This window comes from Streptococcus suis, assembly GCF_002960445.1.
GTDB classification, from domain to species: domain Bacteria; phylum Bacillota; class Bacilli; order Lactobacillales; family Streptococcaceae; genus Streptococcus; species Streptococcus hyiners.
Map to the genome: position 1 here is coordinate 1 of NZ_POJD01000170.1, position 18,852 is coordinate 18,852.

34 protein-coding genes are annotated in these 18,852 nt (G+C 40.3%); all 34 read right to left on the reverse strand.

Annotation, left to right across the window (positions count from 1 at the left end; all coding sequences use genetic code 11):
• Window positions 1-340: 340 nt before the first annotated feature.
• Window positions 341-1,594 carry a glutamate-cysteine ligase family protein gene (locus tag C1G53_RS06915; protein WP_105118191.1) on the reverse strand — a complete coding sequence of 418 codons (1,254 nt, stop codon included), beginning with the start codon at window positions 1,592-1,594 and terminating at the stop codon, window positions 341-343.
• Window positions 1,595-1,806: 212 nt separating this feature from the next.
• Entirely contained in the window at window positions 1,807-2,193 is a 387-nt protein-coding gene (gene rplQ, locus C1G53_RS06920) for a 50S ribosomal protein L17 (protein ID WP_105113652.1), read from the reverse strand.
• 14 nt (window positions 2,194-2,207) lie between these two features.
• On the reverse strand, window positions 2,208-3,146 hold the full coding sequence (locus tag C1G53_RS06925; protein ID WP_105118192.1) for a DNA-directed RNA polymerase subunit alpha: 939 nt from the start codon (window positions 3,144-3,146) through the stop codon (window positions 2,208-2,210).
• 44 nt (window positions 3,147-3,190) lie between these two features.
• Entirely contained in the window at window positions 3,191-3,574 is a 384-nt protein-coding gene (rpsK, locus tag C1G53_RS06930) for a 30S ribosomal protein S11 (protein WP_004195509.1), read from the reverse strand.
• Between the two features lie 17 nt (window positions 3,575-3,591).
• Window positions 3,592-3,957: a 30S ribosomal protein S13 gene (rpsM, locus tag C1G53_RS06935; protein ID WP_099832346.1), complete on the reverse strand. Its 366-nt coding sequence runs from the start codon at window positions 3,955-3,957 to the stop codon at window positions 3,592-3,594.
• 19 nt (window positions 3,958-3,976) lie between these two features.
• On the reverse strand, window positions 3,977-4,093 hold the full coding sequence (gene rpmJ, locus C1G53_RS06940) for a 50S ribosomal protein L36 (protein ID WP_001808836.1): 117 nt from the start codon (window positions 4,091-4,093) through the stop codon (window positions 3,977-3,979).
• Between the two features lie 24 nt (window positions 4,094-4,117).
• Entirely contained in the window at window positions 4,118-4,336 is a 219-nt protein-coding gene (gene infA, locus C1G53_RS06945) for a translation initiation factor IF-1 (protein WP_002936627.1), read from the reverse strand.
• Between the two features lie 122 nt (window positions 4,337-4,458).
• Window positions 4,459-5,100 (reverse strand): adenylate kinase, encoded by a 642-nt coding sequence (locus C1G53_RS06950; protein WP_105118193.1) that lies wholly within the window; start codon window positions 5,098-5,100, stop codon window positions 4,459-4,461.
• A 93-nt stretch (window positions 5,101-5,193) separates the two neighbouring features.
• On the reverse strand, window positions 5,194-6,504 hold the full coding sequence (gene secY, locus C1G53_RS06955; protein ID WP_105118194.1) for a preprotein translocase subunit SecY: 1,311 nt from the start codon (window positions 6,502-6,504) through the stop codon (window positions 5,194-5,196).
• A gap of 13 nt (window positions 6,505-6,517) precedes the next feature.
• Window positions 6,518-6,958, reverse strand: a complete 441-nt coding sequence (rplO, locus tag C1G53_RS06960) for a 50S ribosomal protein L15 (protein ID WP_002936637.1) — start codon at window positions 6,956-6,958, stop codon at window positions 6,518-6,520.
• 134 nt (window positions 6,959-7,092) lie between these two features.
• Window positions 7,093-7,275 (reverse strand): 50S ribosomal protein L30, encoded by a 183-nt coding sequence (gene rpmD, locus C1G53_RS06965; protein ID WP_002936638.1) that lies wholly within the window; start codon window positions 7,273-7,275, stop codon window positions 7,093-7,095.
• Window positions 7,276-7,289: 14 nt separating this feature from the next.
• Window positions 7,290-7,784 (reverse strand): 30S ribosomal protein S5, encoded by a 495-nt coding sequence (rpsE, locus tag C1G53_RS06970; protein WP_002936639.1) that lies wholly within the window; start codon window positions 7,782-7,784, stop codon window positions 7,290-7,292.
• A gap of 18 nt (window positions 7,785-7,802) precedes the next feature.
• Entirely contained in the window at window positions 7,803-8,159 is a 357-nt protein-coding gene (rplR, locus tag C1G53_RS06975; protein WP_002936641.1) for a 50S ribosomal protein L18, read from the reverse strand.
• Window positions 8,160-8,247: 88 nt separating this feature from the next.
• On the reverse strand, window positions 8,248-8,784 hold the full coding sequence (gene rplF / locus C1G53_RS06980; protein WP_004195502.1) for a 50S ribosomal protein L6: 537 nt from the start codon (window positions 8,782-8,784) through the stop codon (window positions 8,248-8,250).
• A 237-nt stretch (window positions 8,785-9,021) separates the two neighbouring features.
• A complete protein-coding gene (gene rpsH / locus C1G53_RS06985) occupies window positions 9,022-9,420 on the reverse strand; it encodes a 30S ribosomal protein S8 (protein ID WP_002936647.1) in 399 nt (132 codons plus the stop codon).
• A 306-nt stretch (window positions 9,421-9,726) separates the two neighbouring features.
• A complete protein-coding gene (locus C1G53_RS06990) occupies window positions 9,727-9,912 on the reverse strand; it encodes a type Z 30S ribosomal protein S14 (RefSeq protein ID WP_002936651.1) in 186 nt (61 codons plus the stop codon).
• A gap of 14 nt (window positions 9,913-9,926) precedes the next feature.
• Window positions 9,927-10,469, reverse strand: a complete 543-nt coding sequence (rplE, locus tag C1G53_RS06995) for a 50S ribosomal protein L5 (protein WP_002936653.1) — start codon at window positions 10,467-10,469, stop codon at window positions 9,927-9,929.
• Window positions 10,470-10,492: 23 nt separating this feature from the next.
• The gene (gene rplX, locus C1G53_RS07000; RefSeq protein ID WP_014637292.1) at window positions 10,493-10,798 is read right to left on the reverse strand and encodes a 50S ribosomal protein L24; all 306 of its coding nucleotides are present in this window, start codon (window positions 10,796-10,798) and stop codon (window positions 10,493-10,495) included.
• A gap of 182 nt (window positions 10,799-10,980) precedes the next feature.
• Entirely contained in the window at window positions 10,981-11,349 is a 369-nt protein-coding gene (rplN, locus tag C1G53_RS07005) for a 50S ribosomal protein L14 (protein ID WP_002936658.1), read from the reverse strand.
• A 24-nt stretch (window positions 11,350-11,373) separates the two neighbouring features.
• Window positions 11,374-11,634: a 30S ribosomal protein S17 gene (rpsQ, locus tag C1G53_RS07010; protein WP_000440801.1), complete on the reverse strand. Its 261-nt coding sequence runs from the start codon at window positions 11,632-11,634 to the stop codon at window positions 11,374-11,376.
• 23 nt (window positions 11,635-11,657) lie between these two features.
• Window positions 11,658-11,864 carry a 50S ribosomal protein L29 gene (rpmC, locus tag C1G53_RS07015; RefSeq protein WP_002936659.1) on the reverse strand — a complete coding sequence of 69 codons (207 nt, stop codon included), beginning with the start codon at window positions 11,862-11,864 and terminating at the stop codon, window positions 11,658-11,660.
• Between the two features lie 9 nt (window positions 11,865-11,873).
• Window positions 11,874-12,287 carry a 50S ribosomal protein L16 gene (rplP, locus tag C1G53_RS07020; protein WP_002936660.1) on the reverse strand — a complete coding sequence of 138 codons (414 nt, stop codon included), beginning with the start codon at window positions 12,285-12,287 and terminating at the stop codon, window positions 11,874-11,876.
• A 3-nt stretch (window positions 12,288-12,290) separates the two neighbouring features.
• Window positions 12,291-12,944, reverse strand: a complete 654-nt coding sequence (rpsC, locus tag C1G53_RS07025; RefSeq protein WP_044689746.1) for a 30S ribosomal protein S3 — start codon at window positions 12,942-12,944, stop codon at window positions 12,291-12,293.
• 12 nt (window positions 12,945-12,956) lie between these two features.
• A complete protein-coding gene (gene rplV, locus C1G53_RS07030) occupies window positions 12,957-13,301 on the reverse strand; it encodes a 50S ribosomal protein L22 (protein ID WP_002936662.1) in 345 nt (114 codons plus the stop codon).
• A gap of 17 nt (window positions 13,302-13,318) precedes the next feature.
• The gene (gene rpsS, locus C1G53_RS07035) at window positions 13,319-13,600 is read right to left on the reverse strand and encodes a 30S ribosomal protein S19 (RefSeq protein WP_000533766.1); all 282 of its coding nucleotides are present in this window, start codon (window positions 13,598-13,600) and stop codon (window positions 13,319-13,321) included.
• Between the two features lie 101 nt (window positions 13,601-13,701).
• The gene (gene rplB, locus C1G53_RS07040) at window positions 13,702-14,535 is read right to left on the reverse strand and encodes a 50S ribosomal protein L2 (RefSeq protein ID WP_002936663.1); all 834 of its coding nucleotides are present in this window, start codon (window positions 14,533-14,535) and stop codon (window positions 13,702-13,704) included.
• Window positions 14,536-14,552: 17 nt separating this feature from the next.
• Window positions 14,553-14,852, reverse strand: coding sequence for a 50S ribosomal protein L23 (locus C1G53_RS07045; protein ID WP_004195491.1), 300 nt, complete (start codon window positions 14,850-14,852; stop codon window positions 14,553-14,555).
• A complete protein-coding gene (rplD, locus tag C1G53_RS07050) occupies window positions 14,852-15,475 on the reverse strand; it encodes a 50S ribosomal protein L4 (protein WP_004195490.1) in 624 nt (207 codons plus the stop codon). The genes C1G53_RS07045 and rplD overlap by 1 nt, the downstream gene beginning before the upstream one ends.
• A gap of 24 nt (window positions 15,476-15,499) precedes the next feature.
• Window positions 15,500-16,126 (reverse strand): 50S ribosomal protein L3, encoded by a 627-nt coding sequence (gene rplC / locus C1G53_RS07055; protein ID WP_011921686.1) that lies wholly within the window; start codon window positions 16,124-16,126, stop codon window positions 15,500-15,502.
• Window positions 16,127-16,223: 97 nt separating this feature from the next.
• Window positions 16,224-16,532: a 30S ribosomal protein S10 gene (gene rpsJ / locus C1G53_RS07060; RefSeq protein WP_002939332.1), complete on the reverse strand. Its 309-nt coding sequence runs from the start codon at window positions 16,530-16,532 to the stop codon at window positions 16,224-16,226.
• A 265-nt stretch (window positions 16,533-16,797) separates the two neighbouring features.
• Window positions 16,798-17,271: a sigma-70 family RNA polymerase sigma factor gene (locus tag C1G53_RS07065; protein WP_238139119.1), complete on the reverse strand. Its 474-nt coding sequence runs from the start codon at window positions 17,269-17,271 to the stop codon at window positions 16,798-16,800.
• Between the two features lie 489 nt (window positions 17,272-17,760).
• Window positions 17,761-18,102 carry a DUF1292 domain-containing protein gene (locus C1G53_RS07070; protein WP_105118195.1) on the reverse strand — a complete coding sequence of 114 codons (342 nt, stop codon included), beginning with the start codon at window positions 18,100-18,102 and terminating at the stop codon, window positions 17,761-17,763.
• Window positions 18,103-18,113: 11 nt separating this feature from the next.
• A complete protein-coding gene (gene ruvX, locus C1G53_RS07075) occupies window positions 18,114-18,533 on the reverse strand; it encodes a Holliday junction resolvase RuvX (RefSeq protein ID WP_105118196.1) in 420 nt (139 codons plus the stop codon).
• The gene (locus tag C1G53_RS07080; RefSeq protein ID WP_029177693.1) at window positions 18,533-18,799 is read right to left on the reverse strand and encodes an IreB family regulatory phosphoprotein; all 267 of its coding nucleotides are present in this window, start codon (window positions 18,797-18,799) and stop codon (window positions 18,533-18,535) included. The genes ruvX and C1G53_RS07080 overlap by 1 nt, the downstream gene beginning before the upstream one ends.
• Window positions 18,800-18,852: the final 53 nt, after the last annotated feature.

The window sequence follows — 18,852 nt, forward strand, 5'->3', positions numbered from 1 at the left end:
TTTGGTTCGTCTTCTTTAATTTTCAAAGGTCTTGTTCTTATCGCTCTTGCGCGACAACTATCTTAGTTTATCATTTCTTCAACTGCTTGTCAACACTTTTTTGAAACTTTTTTAATTTCTTTTTTTTCGTGTTGTGTCGCTTCAGATTTGACAACTCAATTATTCTATCATCTTCATTTGACCTTGTCAACTACTTTTTGAAACTTTTTTTTCAAACGGTTAACAGGTTCTCTAAAAGACAACTCAATCATTCTATCATCTTCATTTCCTCTTGTCAACTCTTTTTGTAGATTTTTTTATGAAATAATGAAAACTGATAACCTAAAAAGATTATCAGTTATTATCCTGTAAAAAATAATAAGTATTTTTCTTCATCCATACCTCTGGCTTTCAGACCTTCTGTTGCACAAGTCACTAGTTCTCTGGATAATTGCCCTACGATTTCTCGTTCTATTTTCGTAAGGTGTTTTACTGAGAATTGTTTACGAAGATTCTTGTAATCTCTTCCAAAATAGTCAAAGAAATCTGTTTCTTCTAGTATTTTTTCAAATTTTTCTAAATTTACAAGCAACCCTAATTGAAAGGCAATCGGTGCAAATGTCTTATCAAATGGTTGTGTACAGATACTTCTAAATTCAATTGTGCCTCTTTTGGTCAACTCCTGATAATGATACGAACGATGTGTTTTCAAATCGCTAGTAGTTGGAACAATTTCGTGTGACTGACCAGAGGTAGTCATAGCAGTTATTTTTTTCATTCTTAGAAAGTCTTCTACAGTAATAGGGGGGAAGTAATAACATTTTGCATCACGTTCAATATAGAAGATGGCCGTTTTTTTCTGAAACTCAAGGTAATCTGTTTCTGTATTGAAATCCTCTGGATATACCCCGACATTATCCTCTATCAAACCATGCATAGAGGATTCCCAAAAATAATCTCGACTTATTGTCCAATCTTCACGCTCGGCAAATTCAGAATTCGCAAAAAGGAAGGCCTTGACAGCTTCAATCTTATTAAATGCATTTATAACCCGTAGATAGTTTTCACGTGATACATCAAATTGAACCTGGTTGCCGCAAATAAAACCCGCATAATCCACATAGGGATGCATATGAGGGTAGTTTTCAGCCAATTTTAAATAAGCCATAAGCATCTTATAACGATCTGTAGCTACTGGTCTGTGGTCATTTAACTGCCAACTAGGATTTATTCCCACTCCCTGCAATTCATGATTATATAAAGCCAAGAATCGCTGTATTTCTTGTAAATAAAATTCAAAGCGCTTGGCTACATCGTGAATACATTTTGCCTTTGCAAACGCCAATTCAAGCGTGTTATAGGTTACTTCGAATAGGATAAGATCGCCATCATCATTGACAAGCTCTATAGGATTGCCAGTTTCATCCAACTTCCTTACATAAAAATCCATATTCTTTGCAAGATGTACGAGTAAATCTTTGGCTACTTTTATAGAGGTGGGTCCTCCATTTTTATTGACAATTGGATATTCAAGTTCAATTCCAATAAATAATTCTGGTTTATCCTGTATTTTCGAAAGATAATAATCTTTAAAGAAGTTAGTAATTTCAGCCATTTATCCTCCATTCGTTCTTTAAAGTATATCAAATTTTATGCAAAAATAAAACGCCTGCTTACGAAATTATTCTACATTAGAGTAATTTCGTAAACAAGCGTCCAATCAATATGATGAGTGTTACCGCTGGGATGAACCCAGCGGCAGACCAGAGCTAGACTAAGGATTTGAAACAAATCCCATCATCATAACACTCAACAAAATTGATGATCTTATACAAGTTCGATAATTGCCATTGGGGCAGCATCACCACGACGTGGTTCAGTTTTGAGGATACGAGTATATCCACCATTGCGTTCTGCATAGCGAGGCGCGATTTCTGAGAACAATTTTTGAAGTACAGTAGTAGCTGTGTACTTGTCAGTAGCTTCATCATAATTTTCAGATGCGATTTCGTTACGAACGAATGCAGCAGCTTGACGACGTGCGTGCAAGTCACCACGTTTACCAAGTGTGATCATTTTTTCAACTGTTTTACGGATTTCTTTAGCACGAGCTTCAGTTGTAACGATTGATTCGTTGATCAAAAGGTCAGTTGTCAAATCGCGCAACATTGCTTTACGTTGTGAGCTAGTGCGTCCTAGTTTACGGTATGCCATGATTTCCTCCTATATTATTTATCTTTCTTCAATCCTAGACCTAAGTCAGCCAATTTAACCTTGACTTCTTCAAGACTCTTACGACCAAGATTGCGCACTTTCATCATTTCTGGCTCAGTTTTTTCTGTCAAATCAAATACAGTATTGATGCCTGCACGTTTTAAACAGTTGTATGAGCGAACAGATAGGTCCAATTCCTCAATCGTACGATCAAGCATACGGTCGTCAGACGTTACTTCAGTTTCCTTCATTACTTCTGCAGATTTAGCAACTTCAGTCAAATCTGTAAATAGACCGAGGTGTTCCATCAAAATGCGAGCTGAAAGACCTAAAGCATCTTCTGGAATAATTGTACCATTTGTATTGATTTCAAGTGTTAATTTGTCAAATCCATCATTGCTACCAACGCGAGCTGGTTCAACCTGATAGTTGACTTTTGTCACTGGCGTATAGATTGAATCTACCGCAAGTGTTCCCACTGGTGCATCATCTTTCTTATTGCCTTCAGCTGGCACATAACCACGACCTGAATTGACGGTCAAGGTAGCTCTAAAGCTTGCGCCTTCAGCAATAGTGAAAAGATAATGATCTGGGTTAATAATTTCAATGTCACTGTCAGTAAGAATATCCCCTGCTGTTACTTCAGCTGGACCTACTACATCAAGTTCAATCGTCTTTTCGTCTTCGACATAAGATTTTACAGCAATGCCTTTGATGCTAAGAATAATTTGCATAACATCTTCACGGACACCTGGAACTGTGTCGAATTCGTGGAGTACGCCATCAATTTTAATTGATGTTACTGCAGCACCTGGAAGTGAAGCAAGAAGTACACGACGAAGAGAGTTACCAAGAGTTGTTCCATAACCACGTTCTAGCGGTTCGATGACAAATCTGCCGTAATCTTTTTTTTCATCAATTTTTGTTATTGTTGGTTTTTCAAACTCAATCATTTCTTACTCCCTCTTAAACGAAAAGCTGTGTATGGTATGTATGATTATACACGGCGACGTTTTGGAGGACGAGCACCATTGTGTGGTACAGGAGTCACATCACGAATTGCTGTTACTTCAAGACCAGCGGCAGCAAGAGCGCGGATAGCAGACTCACGACCTGAACCTGGGCCTTTAACGGTAACTTCAACTGTTTTAAGACCGTGTTCTTGTGCAGATTTAGCAGCAGCTTCTGAAGCCATTTGAGCCGCGAATGGTGTAGATTTACGAGAACCTTTGAAACCAAGAGCACCAGCTGATGACCAAGCAATAGCGTTACCATGCACATCAGTAATCATAACAATAGTGTTATTAAATGTTGCGTGAATATGTGCAATACCAGATTCGATATTCTTTTTCACACGACGTTTACGTGTTGGTTTAGCCAATTTTTCTACCTCCTATTTTATTTTTTCTTACCTGCGATCGCAACAGCTTTACCTTTACGAGTGCGGGCATTGTTTTTAGTGTTTTGTCCACGGACAGGAAGTCCACGACGGTGACGGATACCACGGTATGAACCGATTTCCATCAAACGTTTGATGTTCAAGTTAACTTCACGACGGAGGTCACCTTCAACTTTGATTGCATCAACTTCACGACGGATAGCGTCTTCTTGATCAGGTGTCAAGTCTTTTACGCGAACATCTTCTGAAATACCTGCAGCAGCAAGAATTTTCTTAGAAGTTGCGAGACCGATACCGTAAACATAAGTCAATGAAATAACTACACGTTTGTCATTTGGAATGTCAACTCCAGCAATACGAGCCATGTTTTCTCCTTTCTATTTCTTAACCTTGACGTTGCTTGTGTTTAGGGTTTGCTGGGCAAATCACCATAACACGACCATTACGACGAATAACTTTGCAGTATTCGCAAATTGGTTTGACCGATGGTCTTACTTTCATGTCTAATCCCTCCAAGTATTTCGACTATTTAAAGCGGTATGTGATACGTCCACGTGTCAAGTCGTATGGACTAAGCTCAACAGTTACGCGGTCACCGACCAAAATACGAATGTAGTTCTTACGGATTTTACCAGAAACAGTTGCAAGGACTTGGTGTCCGTTTTCCAACTCAACAGTAAACATAGCATTTGGCATTGTATCAACTACTTTGCCTTCAATTTCAATCACATCTTCTTTTGCCATGCAAAAGTAACCCCTCTCTAAATATCGATTTGATGCCCTCTGAACACAGAGGTAACAATTATAAGTCAGACTAGGCTATTTTATCATCTTTCCTAGAAAAATGCAAGCCAAATCTATTAAGTTTATTGCAATTTTGACAACACAGTATCAATTGCTTGGAAAACAAGTTCGATGTCTTGATCGCCTTCGATATCATGTACCAAACCTTTGGCACGATAGTGATCAATAATCGGTTGGCCTTGCGCAATGTTCACTTCTAAACGGCGTTTGACAGATTCTGGCTTATCGTCTTCACGTTGGTAGAAATCTTCCTCTTTGTAATCTCCAACTGGTGGATTGAATACCTTATGGAAGGTTTCCCCTGTTTCTTTATGAATGATACGACCACTTAAGCGCTCAACCAATTTGGATGGATCAATCTCAATATTGATAACCCCTTGCAACTCGATACCTAGCTCTGCTAAGTTAGCATCTAGTGCATGGGCTTGCTCGATAGTACGTGGATAGCCGTCCAACAAGAAACCTTTTTCTTTAATATCATCTTGAACCAAGCGTTCTTTGACAATACCGTTGGTCACTTCATCAGGCACTAAATCACCCTTATCGATATAAGACTTAGCCAATACACCCATCTCAGTTTGATTAGCCATCGCTGCACGGAACATATCACCTGTAGAAATATGAGCAACATTAAATTTCTCAACAATCTTAGCCGCCTGTGTTCCTTTACCAGCACCTGGTAAACCCATAATTAAAAGATTCATGACAAACTCCTTATTTTGTTTTCACATAAATTTGCCACCATTGACAAACTTATCTAAAAACAAAATAGAAGGTTGACGAGGTCAACCTATATTCTATTCTGTAATTTCTAAGAAACCTACATATTTTCTCTTAAGAAGGTAGCCTTCCAACTGCTTAATGCCTTCGATACTTGTTGAAATCAGGATAATCAAACTTGTACCCAAGAAGGCAATATTCGAAGAAAGTCCAAAGAGATTTTGTGCAAGGATTGGCAAAAGTGCGATAAAGCTTAAGAATACTGCACCAATAGCAGCTAATCGTTTTAACAACTTCGACAAGAATTGCTCTGTCCCATTACCAGGTCTTACACCATGGATATAGGCAGCGCTCTTTTGCAAACTTTCTGCTGTTTTTTCAGGATTAACCTGAACAAAAGTATAGAAGAAAGTGAACAAGATAATCAAAGCTGCATATACAATCATCCCTTTGACTGTTGAATAATCAAAGTATTCTTGAACCGCCATTAACCAACCTGCACTTCTGTTCTGACTTGCAAAGTATTGAATCAAGGAGGTTGGAACTGCAGTGATAGAACCTGCAAAGATTACGGGAATAACTCCTGCTGGATTCAATTTTAAGGGCAAATAAGAACTAGAAGGTGCACCTTGAGCACGTTTTGTGTACTGAATAGGTAGTTTGTATTCGGCTTGTTGTACAAAGGTTGTAAAGTAGACAACAAAGAGTATTAAGATAATGAGTGCTGTGACGAAAATCGCTGACTCACCCAAACGACTAGATTCAATATTGACAAAACGGTCGATGTAAATCTCATAAAAAGTTCCTGGCAAGGATGAAATGATACCTGCAAAGATAATCATCGATGTCCCATTACCATAGCCTTTTTCAGAAATTTGTTCTCCTAACCAAGTAACAATAACCGAACCAGTTGTCAAAATTGAACCGATTAACAAATAGGTTTGCCAGTTGAGAGGCATATTGGTCAATTTTGCACCTGATAGGGCATTGAAACCTGCTGTGATACCGATAGACTGAACAAATGCCAGTACCAAAGAAATGTAGCGGGTCGCTTGATTTAATTTTCGGCGACCAACTTCACCCTGTTTGCCCCACTCTACAAATTTAGGTAAAATATCCATCTGTAAGAGTTGAACAATGATAGAAGCCGTTATGTAGGGGCTGACCCCAAGGGCAAAAACCGAGAAGTTTCGCATTGCGTTACCAGAAACCAAACTTAACATATTCAAGAATGGTACATTTGATAAGGCTTCAAGACTTTTTGCATTGACCCCTGGCACTGTAATATGAGTACCAATCCGGAAAACCAAAAGGATAAAAATGGTAAATAGAATTTTACTACGTACCAATTTTATTTTCAAGGCATCCTTTAAAAGTTTAAAAAACATAGGCTGTCACCTCTTAGATGACTTCTACTGAGCCACCTTTAGAAGTGATTGCTTCTTCAGCTGATTTAGAGAATTTAGCAGCTTTAACTGTCAATTTCTTCGTCAATTCGCCGTTACCAAGGATTTTGATACCTGATTTTTCAGCTTTAACGATACCAGCTTCGATAAGTACAACTGGTGTTACTTCAGCACCATCTTCAAAAGCGTTCAATTGATCAAGGTTAACGATTGCGTACTCTTTAGCATTGATGTTTGTGAAACCACGTTTTGGAAGACGACGGAACAATGGAGTTTGTCCACCTTCAAAACCTGGGCGAACACCACCACCGCTACGAGCTTTTTGACCTTTTTGACCACGGCCAGAAGTTTTACCGTTACCTGATGATGTACCACGACCTACACGGTTGCGGACTTTACGAGAACCTGTTGCAGGTTGCAATTCATGAAGTTTCATTATTTTTTCTCCTCTTTTATATGCTAGCGCCTGTGGATTACAAGAGTCTTTATCCACAAACTCGCTTCTTTTTGAAAATTGACTAGAAGTCGCAAAGAATTCTCTGCGACTTAGTCCGTTTGTATATCTTGAAGTTACTTAACTTCTTCAACAGTTACCAAGTGAGAGATAGCGTTCACCATTCCAAGAATAGCTGGGTTATCTTCCTTAACAACTGAAGAGTTCAATTTACCAAGTCCAAGTGCAACAACTGTTTTACGTTGTTCTGGTTTGCGACCGATTGGAGACTTAGTCAAAGTGATTTTAATTTGAGCCATGAGTATCTCCTTTCTTATGCCAAATCAGAAACTGAAATGCCACGAAGTGCAGCCACTTCTTCAGCACGTTTCAACTGTTTCAAACCTTCAACTGTTGCGCGAACGATGTTGATTGGTGTGTTTGAACCAAGTGACTTAGAAGTCACATCTGCGATACCTGCCAATTCGATTACGGCACGAGTTGCACCACCGGCAGCAACCCCAGAACCTTCAGAAGCAGGTTTCAACAATACACGAGCGCCGCCAAATTCTGAGCGAACTTCGTGTGGAATTGTTGTACCAACCATTGGTACCTCAATCATGTTTTTCTTAGCAGATTCAACTGCTTTACGGATAGCTTCTGGTACTTCTTGAGCTTTACCAGTACCGAAACCTACGCGACCGTTACGGTCACCAACAACCACAAGAGCTGCAAAACGAAGACGACGTCCACCTTTAACAACTTTTGTAACACGGTTGATGGCTACTACGCGTTCTTCAATTTCAACTGCGTTATCTTTGAATGCCATTTCTTAGTGTCCTCCCTATTAGAATTTCAATCCGTTTTCACGAGCTGATTCAGCCAAAGCTTTCACACGTCCGTGATAGAGATATCCACCGCGGTCAAAGACCACTTCAGAAATACCTTTAGCTACCGCGCGTTCAGCAACGAGTTTACCTACAACAACAGCTTGTTCTGTCTTAGTACCTTTTGAAACTTCTTTATCAAGAGTAGAAGCGCTTGCGAGCGTTACACCCGCTACGTCATCAATCACTTGAGCGTAGATGCCTGTATTAGAACGGAAAATGTTCAAACGTGGGCGAGCAGCAGTTCCAGAGATTTTACCGCGAACGCGACGGTGGCGTTTTTGGCGGATTTTGTTTTTATCTGGTTTTGAAATCACAATATTCACCTCTTAATGTATGATTCTGTTTCTTACGAAACAATTTGAGAAATAGTCAGCCAGGTGGCTTAGCCACCCCAGCAAGCTATTATTTACCTGTTTTACCTTCTTTACGGCGAACGAATTCACCAACATAGCGAATACCTTTACCTTTGTATGGCTCAGGAGCACGAAGGCTACGGATGTAAGCTGCTGTTTGACCAACAACTTCTTTGTTGATACCAGACACGACGATTTGTGTTGGTGTTGGAACTTCAAATGTAATACCTTCTGGTGCAACCACTTCATCTGGATGTGATTTACCAACAGCAAGTGTCAATTTGTTACCAGCCAATTGAGCACGGTAACCGACACCACGCATTTCAAGTTCTTTTTTGAAGCCTTCAGAAACACCAACAACCATGTTGTTGAGGTTAGCACGGCTAGTACCGTGAATAGTCTTCATTTCTTTTGAATCGTTTGGACGGTGAAGAGTTACTTCTGCACCTTCCACACGGATTTCAATAGCAGTTGGGAATTCACGAGTCAATTCCCCTTTAGGTCCTTTTACAGTTACCACGCCGTTGTTTTGAGCAAGCTCAACACCAGCAGGCAATGTAATTACTTTATTACCAATACGTGACATATTTTTTAATTCTCCTGTTAAATTATCAAGCCGTCGAGCGACTAGTTTTCACGGGGTCTCATTTAAACACGGACTTTAGCCCGCGTTCGAATGAGCGGGTTTCATGATCGCATTTGAGAAGCAATCATGCTTTTAGGTTTCAATTTCTAAATGTGCCAAGGCAGAGCGACACAGGCTATACTCGAGTATGCCAAGGCGCTCTAACACAGGCACATGACGAAATTGGAAGCTAAAAGATTACCAAACGTATGCGATAACCTCACCACCAACGTTCTTTTGACGAGCTTGTTTGTCAGTCAAAAGACCTTCTGATGTTGAGATGATTGCGATACCAAGTCCGTTAAGAACTTTTGGAATATCTTCACGTTTTGAGTAAACACGAAGACCTGGTTTTGAAACGCGTTTCAAGTTAGTGATAACTTTTTCACCGTTTGGTCCGTATTTCAAGAATACGCGGATGATACCTTGTTTGTCATCTTCGATGAATTCAACGTTTTTCACAAAACCTTCGTTTTTAAGGATTGTAGCAATACCTTTTTTGATGTTTGATGCAGGAACTTCAAGCACTTCGTGTTTTGCTTGGTTAGCGTTACGAATACGTGTCAAAAAATCTGCAATTGGGTCAGTCATAACCATTTGTTGTTTCTCCTCTTACTAGCAGTTTGATTAAATCACTTGCTAGTTAATTCATGATACAAAGGGCGCTAAAAAGCCAAAGTGAAAATAGAAAACTTGACGTAGAAACTTTGGTTTCTAGGAAAGTTTGTCTTTTTCACACAGGCTTTCGCCCGTGTTCAAATCGGCAGGCAAACTTTGTATCGGGGTTGTTTTAATTGAGTTCGAGCTACAACCTTAGCAAAGAAGATAGATTTTCCTAGAAGTAAACTTCGTCGTCAAATCTCCTATCTTTGCCTTGGTTGCTAAACGCTCTCACATCTTATCTTACCAAGAAGCTTTTGTTACGCCAGGAATTTGTCCAAGGTAAGCCAAGTCGCGGAAGCATACACGGCACAATTTGAATTTGCGGTAAACTGAGTGTGGACGTCCACATTTTTCACAGCGTGTGTAAGCTTGTGTAGAGAACTTAGCTGGGCGTTTGTTCTTAGCGATCATTGATTTTTTAGCCATTTATTCTCTCCCTCTTATTTTGCAAACGGCATACCAAGGCCAGTAAGCAATGCACGTGATTCTTCGTCAGTGTTAGCAGTTGTAACGATAACGATATCCATACCGCGAGTCTTATCAACATCGTCGAAGTTGATTTCTGGGAAGATCAATTGCTCTTTCACACCAAGTGTGTAGTTACCACGTCCGTCAAATGACTTAGTTGGTACACCGTGGAAGTCACGTACACGTGGAAGTGAAACTGTAACCAATTTGTCCAAGAATTCATACATACGTTCGCCACGAAGAGTTACTTTCGCACCGATCGCAACACCCTCACGAAGACGGAAGCCGGCGATTGATTTCTTAGCTTTAGTGATAAGTGGTTTTTGACCTGAGATCAAAGCCAATTCTTGAGCAGCTTTCTCAAGGTTTTTAGCGTTAGAAACAGCGTCACCAACACCCATGTTCAAAACGATCTTATCAACTTTTGGCACAGCCATAACTGAAGAATAGTTAAATTGTTCAGTCAAAGCAGGAACTACTTCATTAAGATATTTTTCTTTTAAACGATTTGCCATTATACTTCTCCTTTCCTTCGTGATTAATCAAGCACTTCGCCTGATTTTTTGTTGTAGCGAACTTTTTTGCCGTCTACAAACTTGTAACCAACGCGTCCTGCAACACCATTTTTGTCAAGAACTTGAACGTTTGACACATGGATTGGAGCTTCTTTTTCAACGATAGCACCTTGAGGGTTTTCGCTGTTTGGTTTTTGGTGTTTCTTAACGATGTTAACACCTTCAACAATAACTTTGTTTACTTTTGGAAGTGCTGTTACGACAAGAGCTTCAACGCCTTTGTCTTTACCAGCGATTACGCGAACTTTATCGCCTTTTTTTACAAACATTTGATTTCTCCTATAATTTCTTACGCCCTAATGGGCACCCTGGTTAGTGATTTAACCAGGGGACTTAGTTTGTTTTCTAGTTTACTAAATCCGTCACAGACTTCGTTAGTTTGTTTTGATGTACCCAAGTACTATCTGCAACAAACTGCCTAGTCTGTAACAAATTTCCTAAAACTATTTGATTAAAGTACTTCTGGTGCCAATGAAACGATTTTCATGAAACCGCCATCACGCAATTCACGTGCCACTGGGCCAAAGATACGAGTTCCGCGAGGGTTTTTGTCTTCACGGATGATAACTGCAGCATTCTCATCGAATTTGATGTATGAACCATCAGCACGACGAGCACCTGTCTTAGTACGAACGATAACGGCTTTAACAACGTCACCTTTTTTAACCGCACCACCAGGAGTAGCTTGTTTTACTGAAGCAACGATGATGTCGCCGATGTTCGCGAATTTACGTCCTGAACCACCAAGAACTTTGATTGTCAAGATTTCACGTGCGCCACTGTTGTCAGCAACTTTCAAACGAGTTTCTGTTTGAATCATGTCAATTTTCTCCTTTCAGGTTGATTAAATGATAACTGCCTCTTCCACAACTTCTACAAGACGGAAACGTTTTGTAGCTGAAAGTGGGCGAGTTTCCATGATACGAACGATATCGCCTTCTTTAGCAACATTGTTTTCATCATGAGCTTTGTACTTTTTAGAGTAGTTAATACGTTTACCATAGACTGGGTGGTTACGTTTTGTTTCAACTACAACTGTGATTGTTTTGTCCATTTTGTCAGATACTACGCGTCCAACAAGAACTTTACGATTATTGCGTTCCATTGAAATTCTCCTTTCCCAATCTATTATTTAGTTTCAGATTGCACAGTTTTGATACGTGCAATTTGTTTCTTCACTTCGTTCAAACGAGCAGTTTGCTCAAGTTGACCAGCAGCAGCTTGGAAACGAAGTTCGAAGAGTTCTTTCTTCAATTCGTTTTCTTTCTTAGCAAGTTCTTCTTGAGAAAGGCCACGAAGTTCTTTTACAAAATCTTTAATTTCTTGAAGTTTCATGTCTTCTCCTTATTCTGCTTCACGTTTTACGAATTTAACTTTAACTGGCAATTTGTGACCAGCAAGGCGGAATGCTTCACGTGCGATTTCTTCAGAAACGCCAGCTACTTCAAACATAACCTTACCGCGTTTAACTGGAGCTACCCAACCTTCAGGAGCACCTTTACCAGAACCCATACGTACACCGATAGCTTTAGCAGTGTATGATTTGTGTGGGAAGATTTTAATCCAAACTTTACCACCACGTTTCATGTAACGCGTCATAGCGATACGGGCAGCTTCGATTTGGCGGTTTGTAATCCATGAGCTAGTAGTTGCTTGAAGACCGTATTGACCAAAGTCTACTTGTTTTCCACCTTTAGCTTCACCGCGCATTTTTCCACGGAATTCACGACGGTGTTTTACACGTTTAGGTACTAACATTTGTTATTTACCTCCTTTAGTGTTTTTACGAGCTGGAAGAACTTCACCACGGTAGATCCATACTTTGATACCAAGTTTACCGTAAGTTGTCAAAGCTTCTTCCCAAGCGTAGTCGATATCCGCACGAAGTGTATGAAGAGGAACAGTTCCTTCTGAGTAGCCTTCTGCACGGGCAATATCAGCACCGTTCAAACGACCAGAAACTTGTGTTTTGATACCTTTTGCACCAGCGCGCATTGCACGTTGGATAGCTTGTTTTTGAGCACGGCGGAATGCCACACGTTGCTCCAATTGACGAGCGATTGATTCACCAACAAGGTGTGCATCCAAATCAGGTTGTTTGATTTCGATGATGTTGATGTGTACTTGTTTACCAGTCAATTTGTTCAATTGAGCACGAAGTGCATCAACGTTGCTACCAGCTTTACCGATAACCATACCTGGTTTAGCAGTGTGGATAGAAACGATAACTTTGTTTACAGCACGTTCGATTTCGATTGTTGATGTTGACGCATCAGCCAATTCTTTTTTGATAAAGTTGCGGATTGCAAGATCTTCATGAAGGTAATCCGCGTATTCTTTTTCAGCATACCATTTAGCATCCCAATCACGGATGATGCCAACACGCATACCAATTGGATGTACTTTTTGACCCACGTTTTTACCTCCTTATTTCTCTGCCACAACTACAGTGATGTGAGCTGTGCGTTTGTTGATTGGTGAAGCAGAACCTTTCGCACGTGGACGGAAACGTTTCAACGTTGGTCCTTCGTTTGCGAATGCTTCGCTGACTACCAAGTTAGCTTTTTCCAAACCAAAGTTGTTTTCAGCGTTAGCGATTGCTGAGTTCAAAACTCCCTCGATAATGCCTGCAGCTTTGTTTGGTGTGAATTTCAAGATTGCGATTGCGTCTGCTACGCTTTTGCCACGGATGTTATCCAAGACAAGACGTGATTTACGAGGTGAAACACGTACTGTGCGAGCAGTTGCTTTAGCTGAAGTAATTTCTGCCATTGTGTTTTCCTCCTAAATTATTTACGACGAGTTTTCTTGTCGTCAGCAGCATGACCTTTGTAAGTACGAGTTGGTGCAAATTCACCAAGTTTGTGACCTACCATGTCTTCTTGAATGTATACAGGTACGTGTTTACGCCCATCGTAAACTGCGATTGTATAACCGATGAAACTTGGGAAGATCGTTGAACGACGTGACCAAGTTTTAATTACTTTTTTCTTTTCGTCATTTGCTTGAGCTTCAACTTTTTTCATCAAATGCTCATCGACGAAAGGTCCTTTTTTAAGACTACGTCCCATTTTAGTGTTTTCTCCTTTAAAATATGTACCACAGCGGCTTGCCCGCTTTGCGGGCTACCGAGTTGGCGGATGATATAGAATGCTAAGCAACTAAGAATAGATTATTTTTGGTTGCGACGACGAACGATAAGTTTGTCAGATTTAGCTTTCTTGTTACGAGTTTTCAAACCAAGAGCTGGTTTACCCCATGGTGTAGATGGTGCTTTACGACCAACTGGTGCTTTACCTTCACCACCACCGTGTGGGTGATCGTTAGGGTTCATCACAGAACCGCGAACTGTTGGACGGATACCTTTCCAACGGCTACGACCTGCTTTACCAAGGTTAACAAGGCCATGTTGTTCGTTACCTACAGTACCAACAGTAGCACGGCAAGTACCAAGGATCATACGAACTTCACCTGATTGAAGGCGAACAAGAACGTATTTACCTTCTTGACCAAGAACCTGTGCAGATGCACCGGCAGCACGAACCAACTCACCACCGCGACCTGGTTTCAACTCGATGTTGTGAACAACAGTACCGACTGGGATGTTTGCAAGTGGAAGTGCGTTACCAACTTTGATATCTGCTTCTGGACCTGAAACGATTCGTTGACCAACTTCAAGACCTTTAGGAGCAATGATGTAAGCTTTAACACCGTCTGTGTAGTGTACAAGAGCGATGTTTGCTGAACGGTTTGGATCGTACTCGATCGTTTTAACGATTGCTTCAACGCCATCTTTGTTACGTTTGAAGTCTACCAAACGGTAGAAACGTTTGTGACCGCCACCTTGGTGACGAACAGTGATGCGACCATTGTTGTTACGACCAGCTTTGCTCTTCAAAGCAACAAGCAAGCTTTTTTCTGGAGTGCTTGTTGTGATTTCAGCGAAGTCCAAAGAAGTCATGTTACGACGGCCATTTGTCGTTGGTTTATAAACTTTAATACCCACGTTAATTCCTCCTTTGATTATTCAGCGTCAGCTGTAGCGAACAATTCGATCGCTTTTGAATCAGCAGCCAATGTGATGATTGCTTTTTTCACTTTGTTTGTGCGACCTACATAACGACCTACGCGTTTTGTTTTAGGTTTCACGTTGATTGTGTTAACATTTGCAACTTTAACACCCTCGAATGCAGCTTCAACAGCTTGCTTGATCAAGAGTTTGTGTGCACGAGTGTCAACTTCAAATACATACTTGCCTGCTTCGAGTTGGCCCATTGAGCTTTCTGTGATGACAGGTTTTTTGATAACATCATACAAATTCATTATGCAAGAACCTCCTCAATTTTAGAGATAGCTGCTTGAGTTACAAGAAGTTTGTCTGCATTTGCGATGTCAAGTACGCTTGCAGTTGTTGCAGTTGCAACTTTAACTCCTGGGATGTTACGAGCAGAAAGAGCTGCGAATTCGTTGCCTTCTTCAAGAATAACAAGGACTTTAGAATCAATGCTCAATGCTGCAAGCACTTTTGCAAATTCAGCAGTTTTTGGAGCTGTGAATTCAAGTGAGTTAACAGCTACAAATTTGTTTTCAGCAACTTTTTCTGAGTAAACAGATTTAAGTGCCAAGCGACGAACTTTTTGTGGAAGTTTGTACGCGTATGAACGTGGAGTTGGTCCGAAGACTACGCCACCGCCACGCCATTGTGGTGAACGGATAGAACCTTGACGAGCACGTCCAGTTCCTTTTTGACGCCATGGTTTGCGTCCGCCACCTGAGACTGCTGAACGGTTTTTAACTGCGTGAGTACCTTGACGAAGGCTAGCTCGTTGGCTGATGATCACATCAAATACAACTGCTTGGTTTGGCTCGATACCAAAAATCGCATCGTTAAGAACTACTTCACCAGCTTGTTTACCAGTTTGGTCAAATAATGTTACGTTTGCCATTTCGACTGATTTCCCCTTTCCTTATTATTTACCAGCTTTAACTGCTGACTTGATAGTGATAAGAGATTTCTTAGCACCTGGTACGTTACCTTTGATAAGGATAACGTTCTTTTCTGGAACAACTTGTACAACTTCAAGGTTTTGAATTGTTACACGGTTGCCGCCCATGCGACCTGCAAGGTTTTTACCTTTGAATACACGGTTAGGTGCAACAGGACCCATAGAACCTGGACGACGGTGGTAACGAGAACCGTGAGCCATAGGACCACGTGATTGACCATGGCGTTTGATAACACCTTGGAAACCTTTACCTTTAGATGTACCAGTTACATCAACAACATCACCAGCTGCGAAAGTTTCAACTGTAATTTCTTGTCCAACTTCCAAGCCTTCAATGTTTTTGAATTCACGAATGAAGCGCTTAGGAGCTGTGTTAGCTTTAGCTACATGGCCTTTGGCAGGTTTGTTGCTCAATACTTCGCGTTTGTCATCAAAACCAACTTGAACTGCCGCATAACCATCAGTTTCAACTGTTTTCACTTGAAGAACAACGTTTGGAGTTGCTTCGATGACAGTTACAGGGATAAATTCACCAGATTCAGTGAAGATTTGAGTCATTCCCACTTTTTTCCCTAAGATTCCTTTTGTCATGAGAAAAATATTCCTTTTCTTAATTTTGTATTTAAAAAGTTTTTAACGAGCGTTTTTTATGCTCAAATCAAGTTTCTGAGTTTTGCTCGCGACTTGATTACAATTTGATTTCTACGTTTACACCACTTGGAAGATCCAATTTCATCAAAGCATCAACTGTTTTTTGAGTTGGGTTGATGATGTCGATCAAACGTTTGTGTGTACGCATTTCGAACTGCTCACGAGAATCTTTGTACTTGTGAGTCGCACGGATGATTGTGTATAGGCTACGTTCTGTTGGAAGTGGAACTGGACCTGCTACTTGAGCACCTGTACGAGTTGCAGTTTCAACGATTTTTGCAGCTGCTGTATCAAGTGTACGGTGTTCGTACGCTTTCAAGCGGATGCGGATTTTTTTGTTTGCCATCTTTTTCTCCTTTTCGTCTATTTAAGATAATAGGCTAGCTCCACAAGAAAACCAACACGTGTTGCGTGGCAATGCAACCGAGCGTGTCGCAACCTCTTGCATCAAAGCTACAGCCGTAATTTTTACGGCACTAGAACATTCTATCAAATTATATTGTGCATTGCAAGAGTTTTTACTTAAAAATTTAAAAATCCCAAAACTTCTGTTTTGGGAGGCGGTTCGTATATTTTATCGCCATTATTCTTATAGCATTAGTAGAAAACAATCATCGAAAGTCCTTTAAATGTTCTTGTAAATCTCTAAGCATATTCTTACGACCATTGAAACTCTGACCACTAATTAGTTTTTCATAATTTTCCAATTGGTCCATGGACAAATTTTTCCGATAATCTCTCAAGGCACCTCTCAACAACAATAGCTCGTCATTGACTAAACCTGGCGATTGTATTACTTGTGATAGTTCATGTATGTCTTCATGAGGCATTCGGTCAAACTTGCGCTTTTTACTTTCCTGTCTGCGAACATAGTCCTTAATCCGATTTCTGAATTTAACCTTGAAATAACAATACAACTGGGCTCTTTCCCCAATCAACCATGGTTGATCCTCCAATAATTCAAACAAGGTTATCATGCCTTCCTGCTCCCAGTCATCTCTGTCCCACAGTTTGATATAAAACTCTTTACGAGCCTTGTTAACAATTCCTTTTACGCTATCATACATCTTTTCAAATTCCATCATCCTATCTCCTTTGTTTGATGGTTTAAGTTTATCGAAAAGAGCTAACTTTCTACAGGACATTTTTGTCTACTAACTTAGTAAATATGATTTATCAATTGTATTTTATTGTAAGTTGGCCATTATTAAATCCAATTCTTCTTTGATTTTAGTGTTATTTTTATGAGCTTCCATAAGAAAAAATCGTTAGAAATATCATTCTAACGACGGAGAGCAGATCAAAATATTCACCAGACCTTAATTCGTTCTTTGGTTTTCAAACTCATGATAAAAAGGTCCACCCGGACCTAGTTTTGCTCTCCTGTTTTCAAGCAAAAGATAAAAAGGTCCCCCGGACCTAGTTTTGCTCTCCTGTTTTCAAGCAAAAGATAAAAAGGTCCACTGGACCTAGTTTTGCCCTCCTGTTTTCAAGCAAAAGATAAAAAGGTCCACCCGGACCTAGTTTTGCTCTCCTGTTTTCAAGCAAAAGATAAAAAGGTCCACTGGACCTTTTTATTCCTCCATAAAGCTGTTGAAGACTTCTTCAATCATATCCCATTCTGCTGTTGCGTCTTCTGGAATTGGTTGGAGGTCGCCTTCTGTGCCGTTCTCATTTTCAATGTATGAGTAGGCTTGAATTTCAACTTCTCCGTTCTCATCTTCTTCTGCGCTTGCAGGGATTAAGAGGACGTAGTTTTTGCCGAATTCTTCTTGACCGTCAATTGTCAATAAAATTTCAAAAAGTGTTTCATTACCTTGGTCGTCTACCAAAGTAATCAATTCACGTTCGTCGTGATTGTGATTGTGGTCGTGATTGTGATTGTGGTCGTGGTCGTGGTCATGATGATGTGCCATTAGTATCTCCTTTAAAATGTTCTATCTAAATAATTTTGCAAAATCAGCTGGGCTGCTAATTTGTCGATAACTTTTTTACGTTTTCCGCGACTGATATCCGCCTGCTCAATCAGCATGCGCTCTGCCGCTACGGTTGTTAACCGTTCGTCTTGGTAATCAACTGGTAGGTTATAACGTTCTATCAATAAATTACCATAGGCTTGACTAGCTTCCACACGAGGTCCGCTAGTATTATTCATGTTCTTAGGTAGGCCTACAACAAACTTATCAACCTTATATTGTTCAACCAACTCAGTTAAACGTTGAAAACCAAATTCACCCTTTTCTTCGTCAATTGGGATGATTTCCAAGCCTTGAGCTGTGAAACCTAAAGGGTCTGAAATGGCTACGCCAACAGTCTTTGAACCGACATCTAATCCCATTATTCTCATTAGAGGTCAATCCCATTCCCTTTCAGGTAGTAGCGTACCAACTCTTCGATGATTTCATCGCGTTCATGTTTACGAATTTGATTGCGGGCATCATTGTAGCGAGGAATATAAGCAGGGTCCCCACTTAATACATAGCCAATGATTTGGTTGATTGGATTATAGCCTTTTTCCTCCAATGAACGATAAACACTGGTCAAGGTTTGACTAATTTCTTGCTTATCTGTGTCATCCAGACGAAAGCGAACTGTTTCTTCTGTGAATCCCATACTTACACCTTCTTTCAATTTTTATTCATTTTCATTATATCATATTTCCAGAG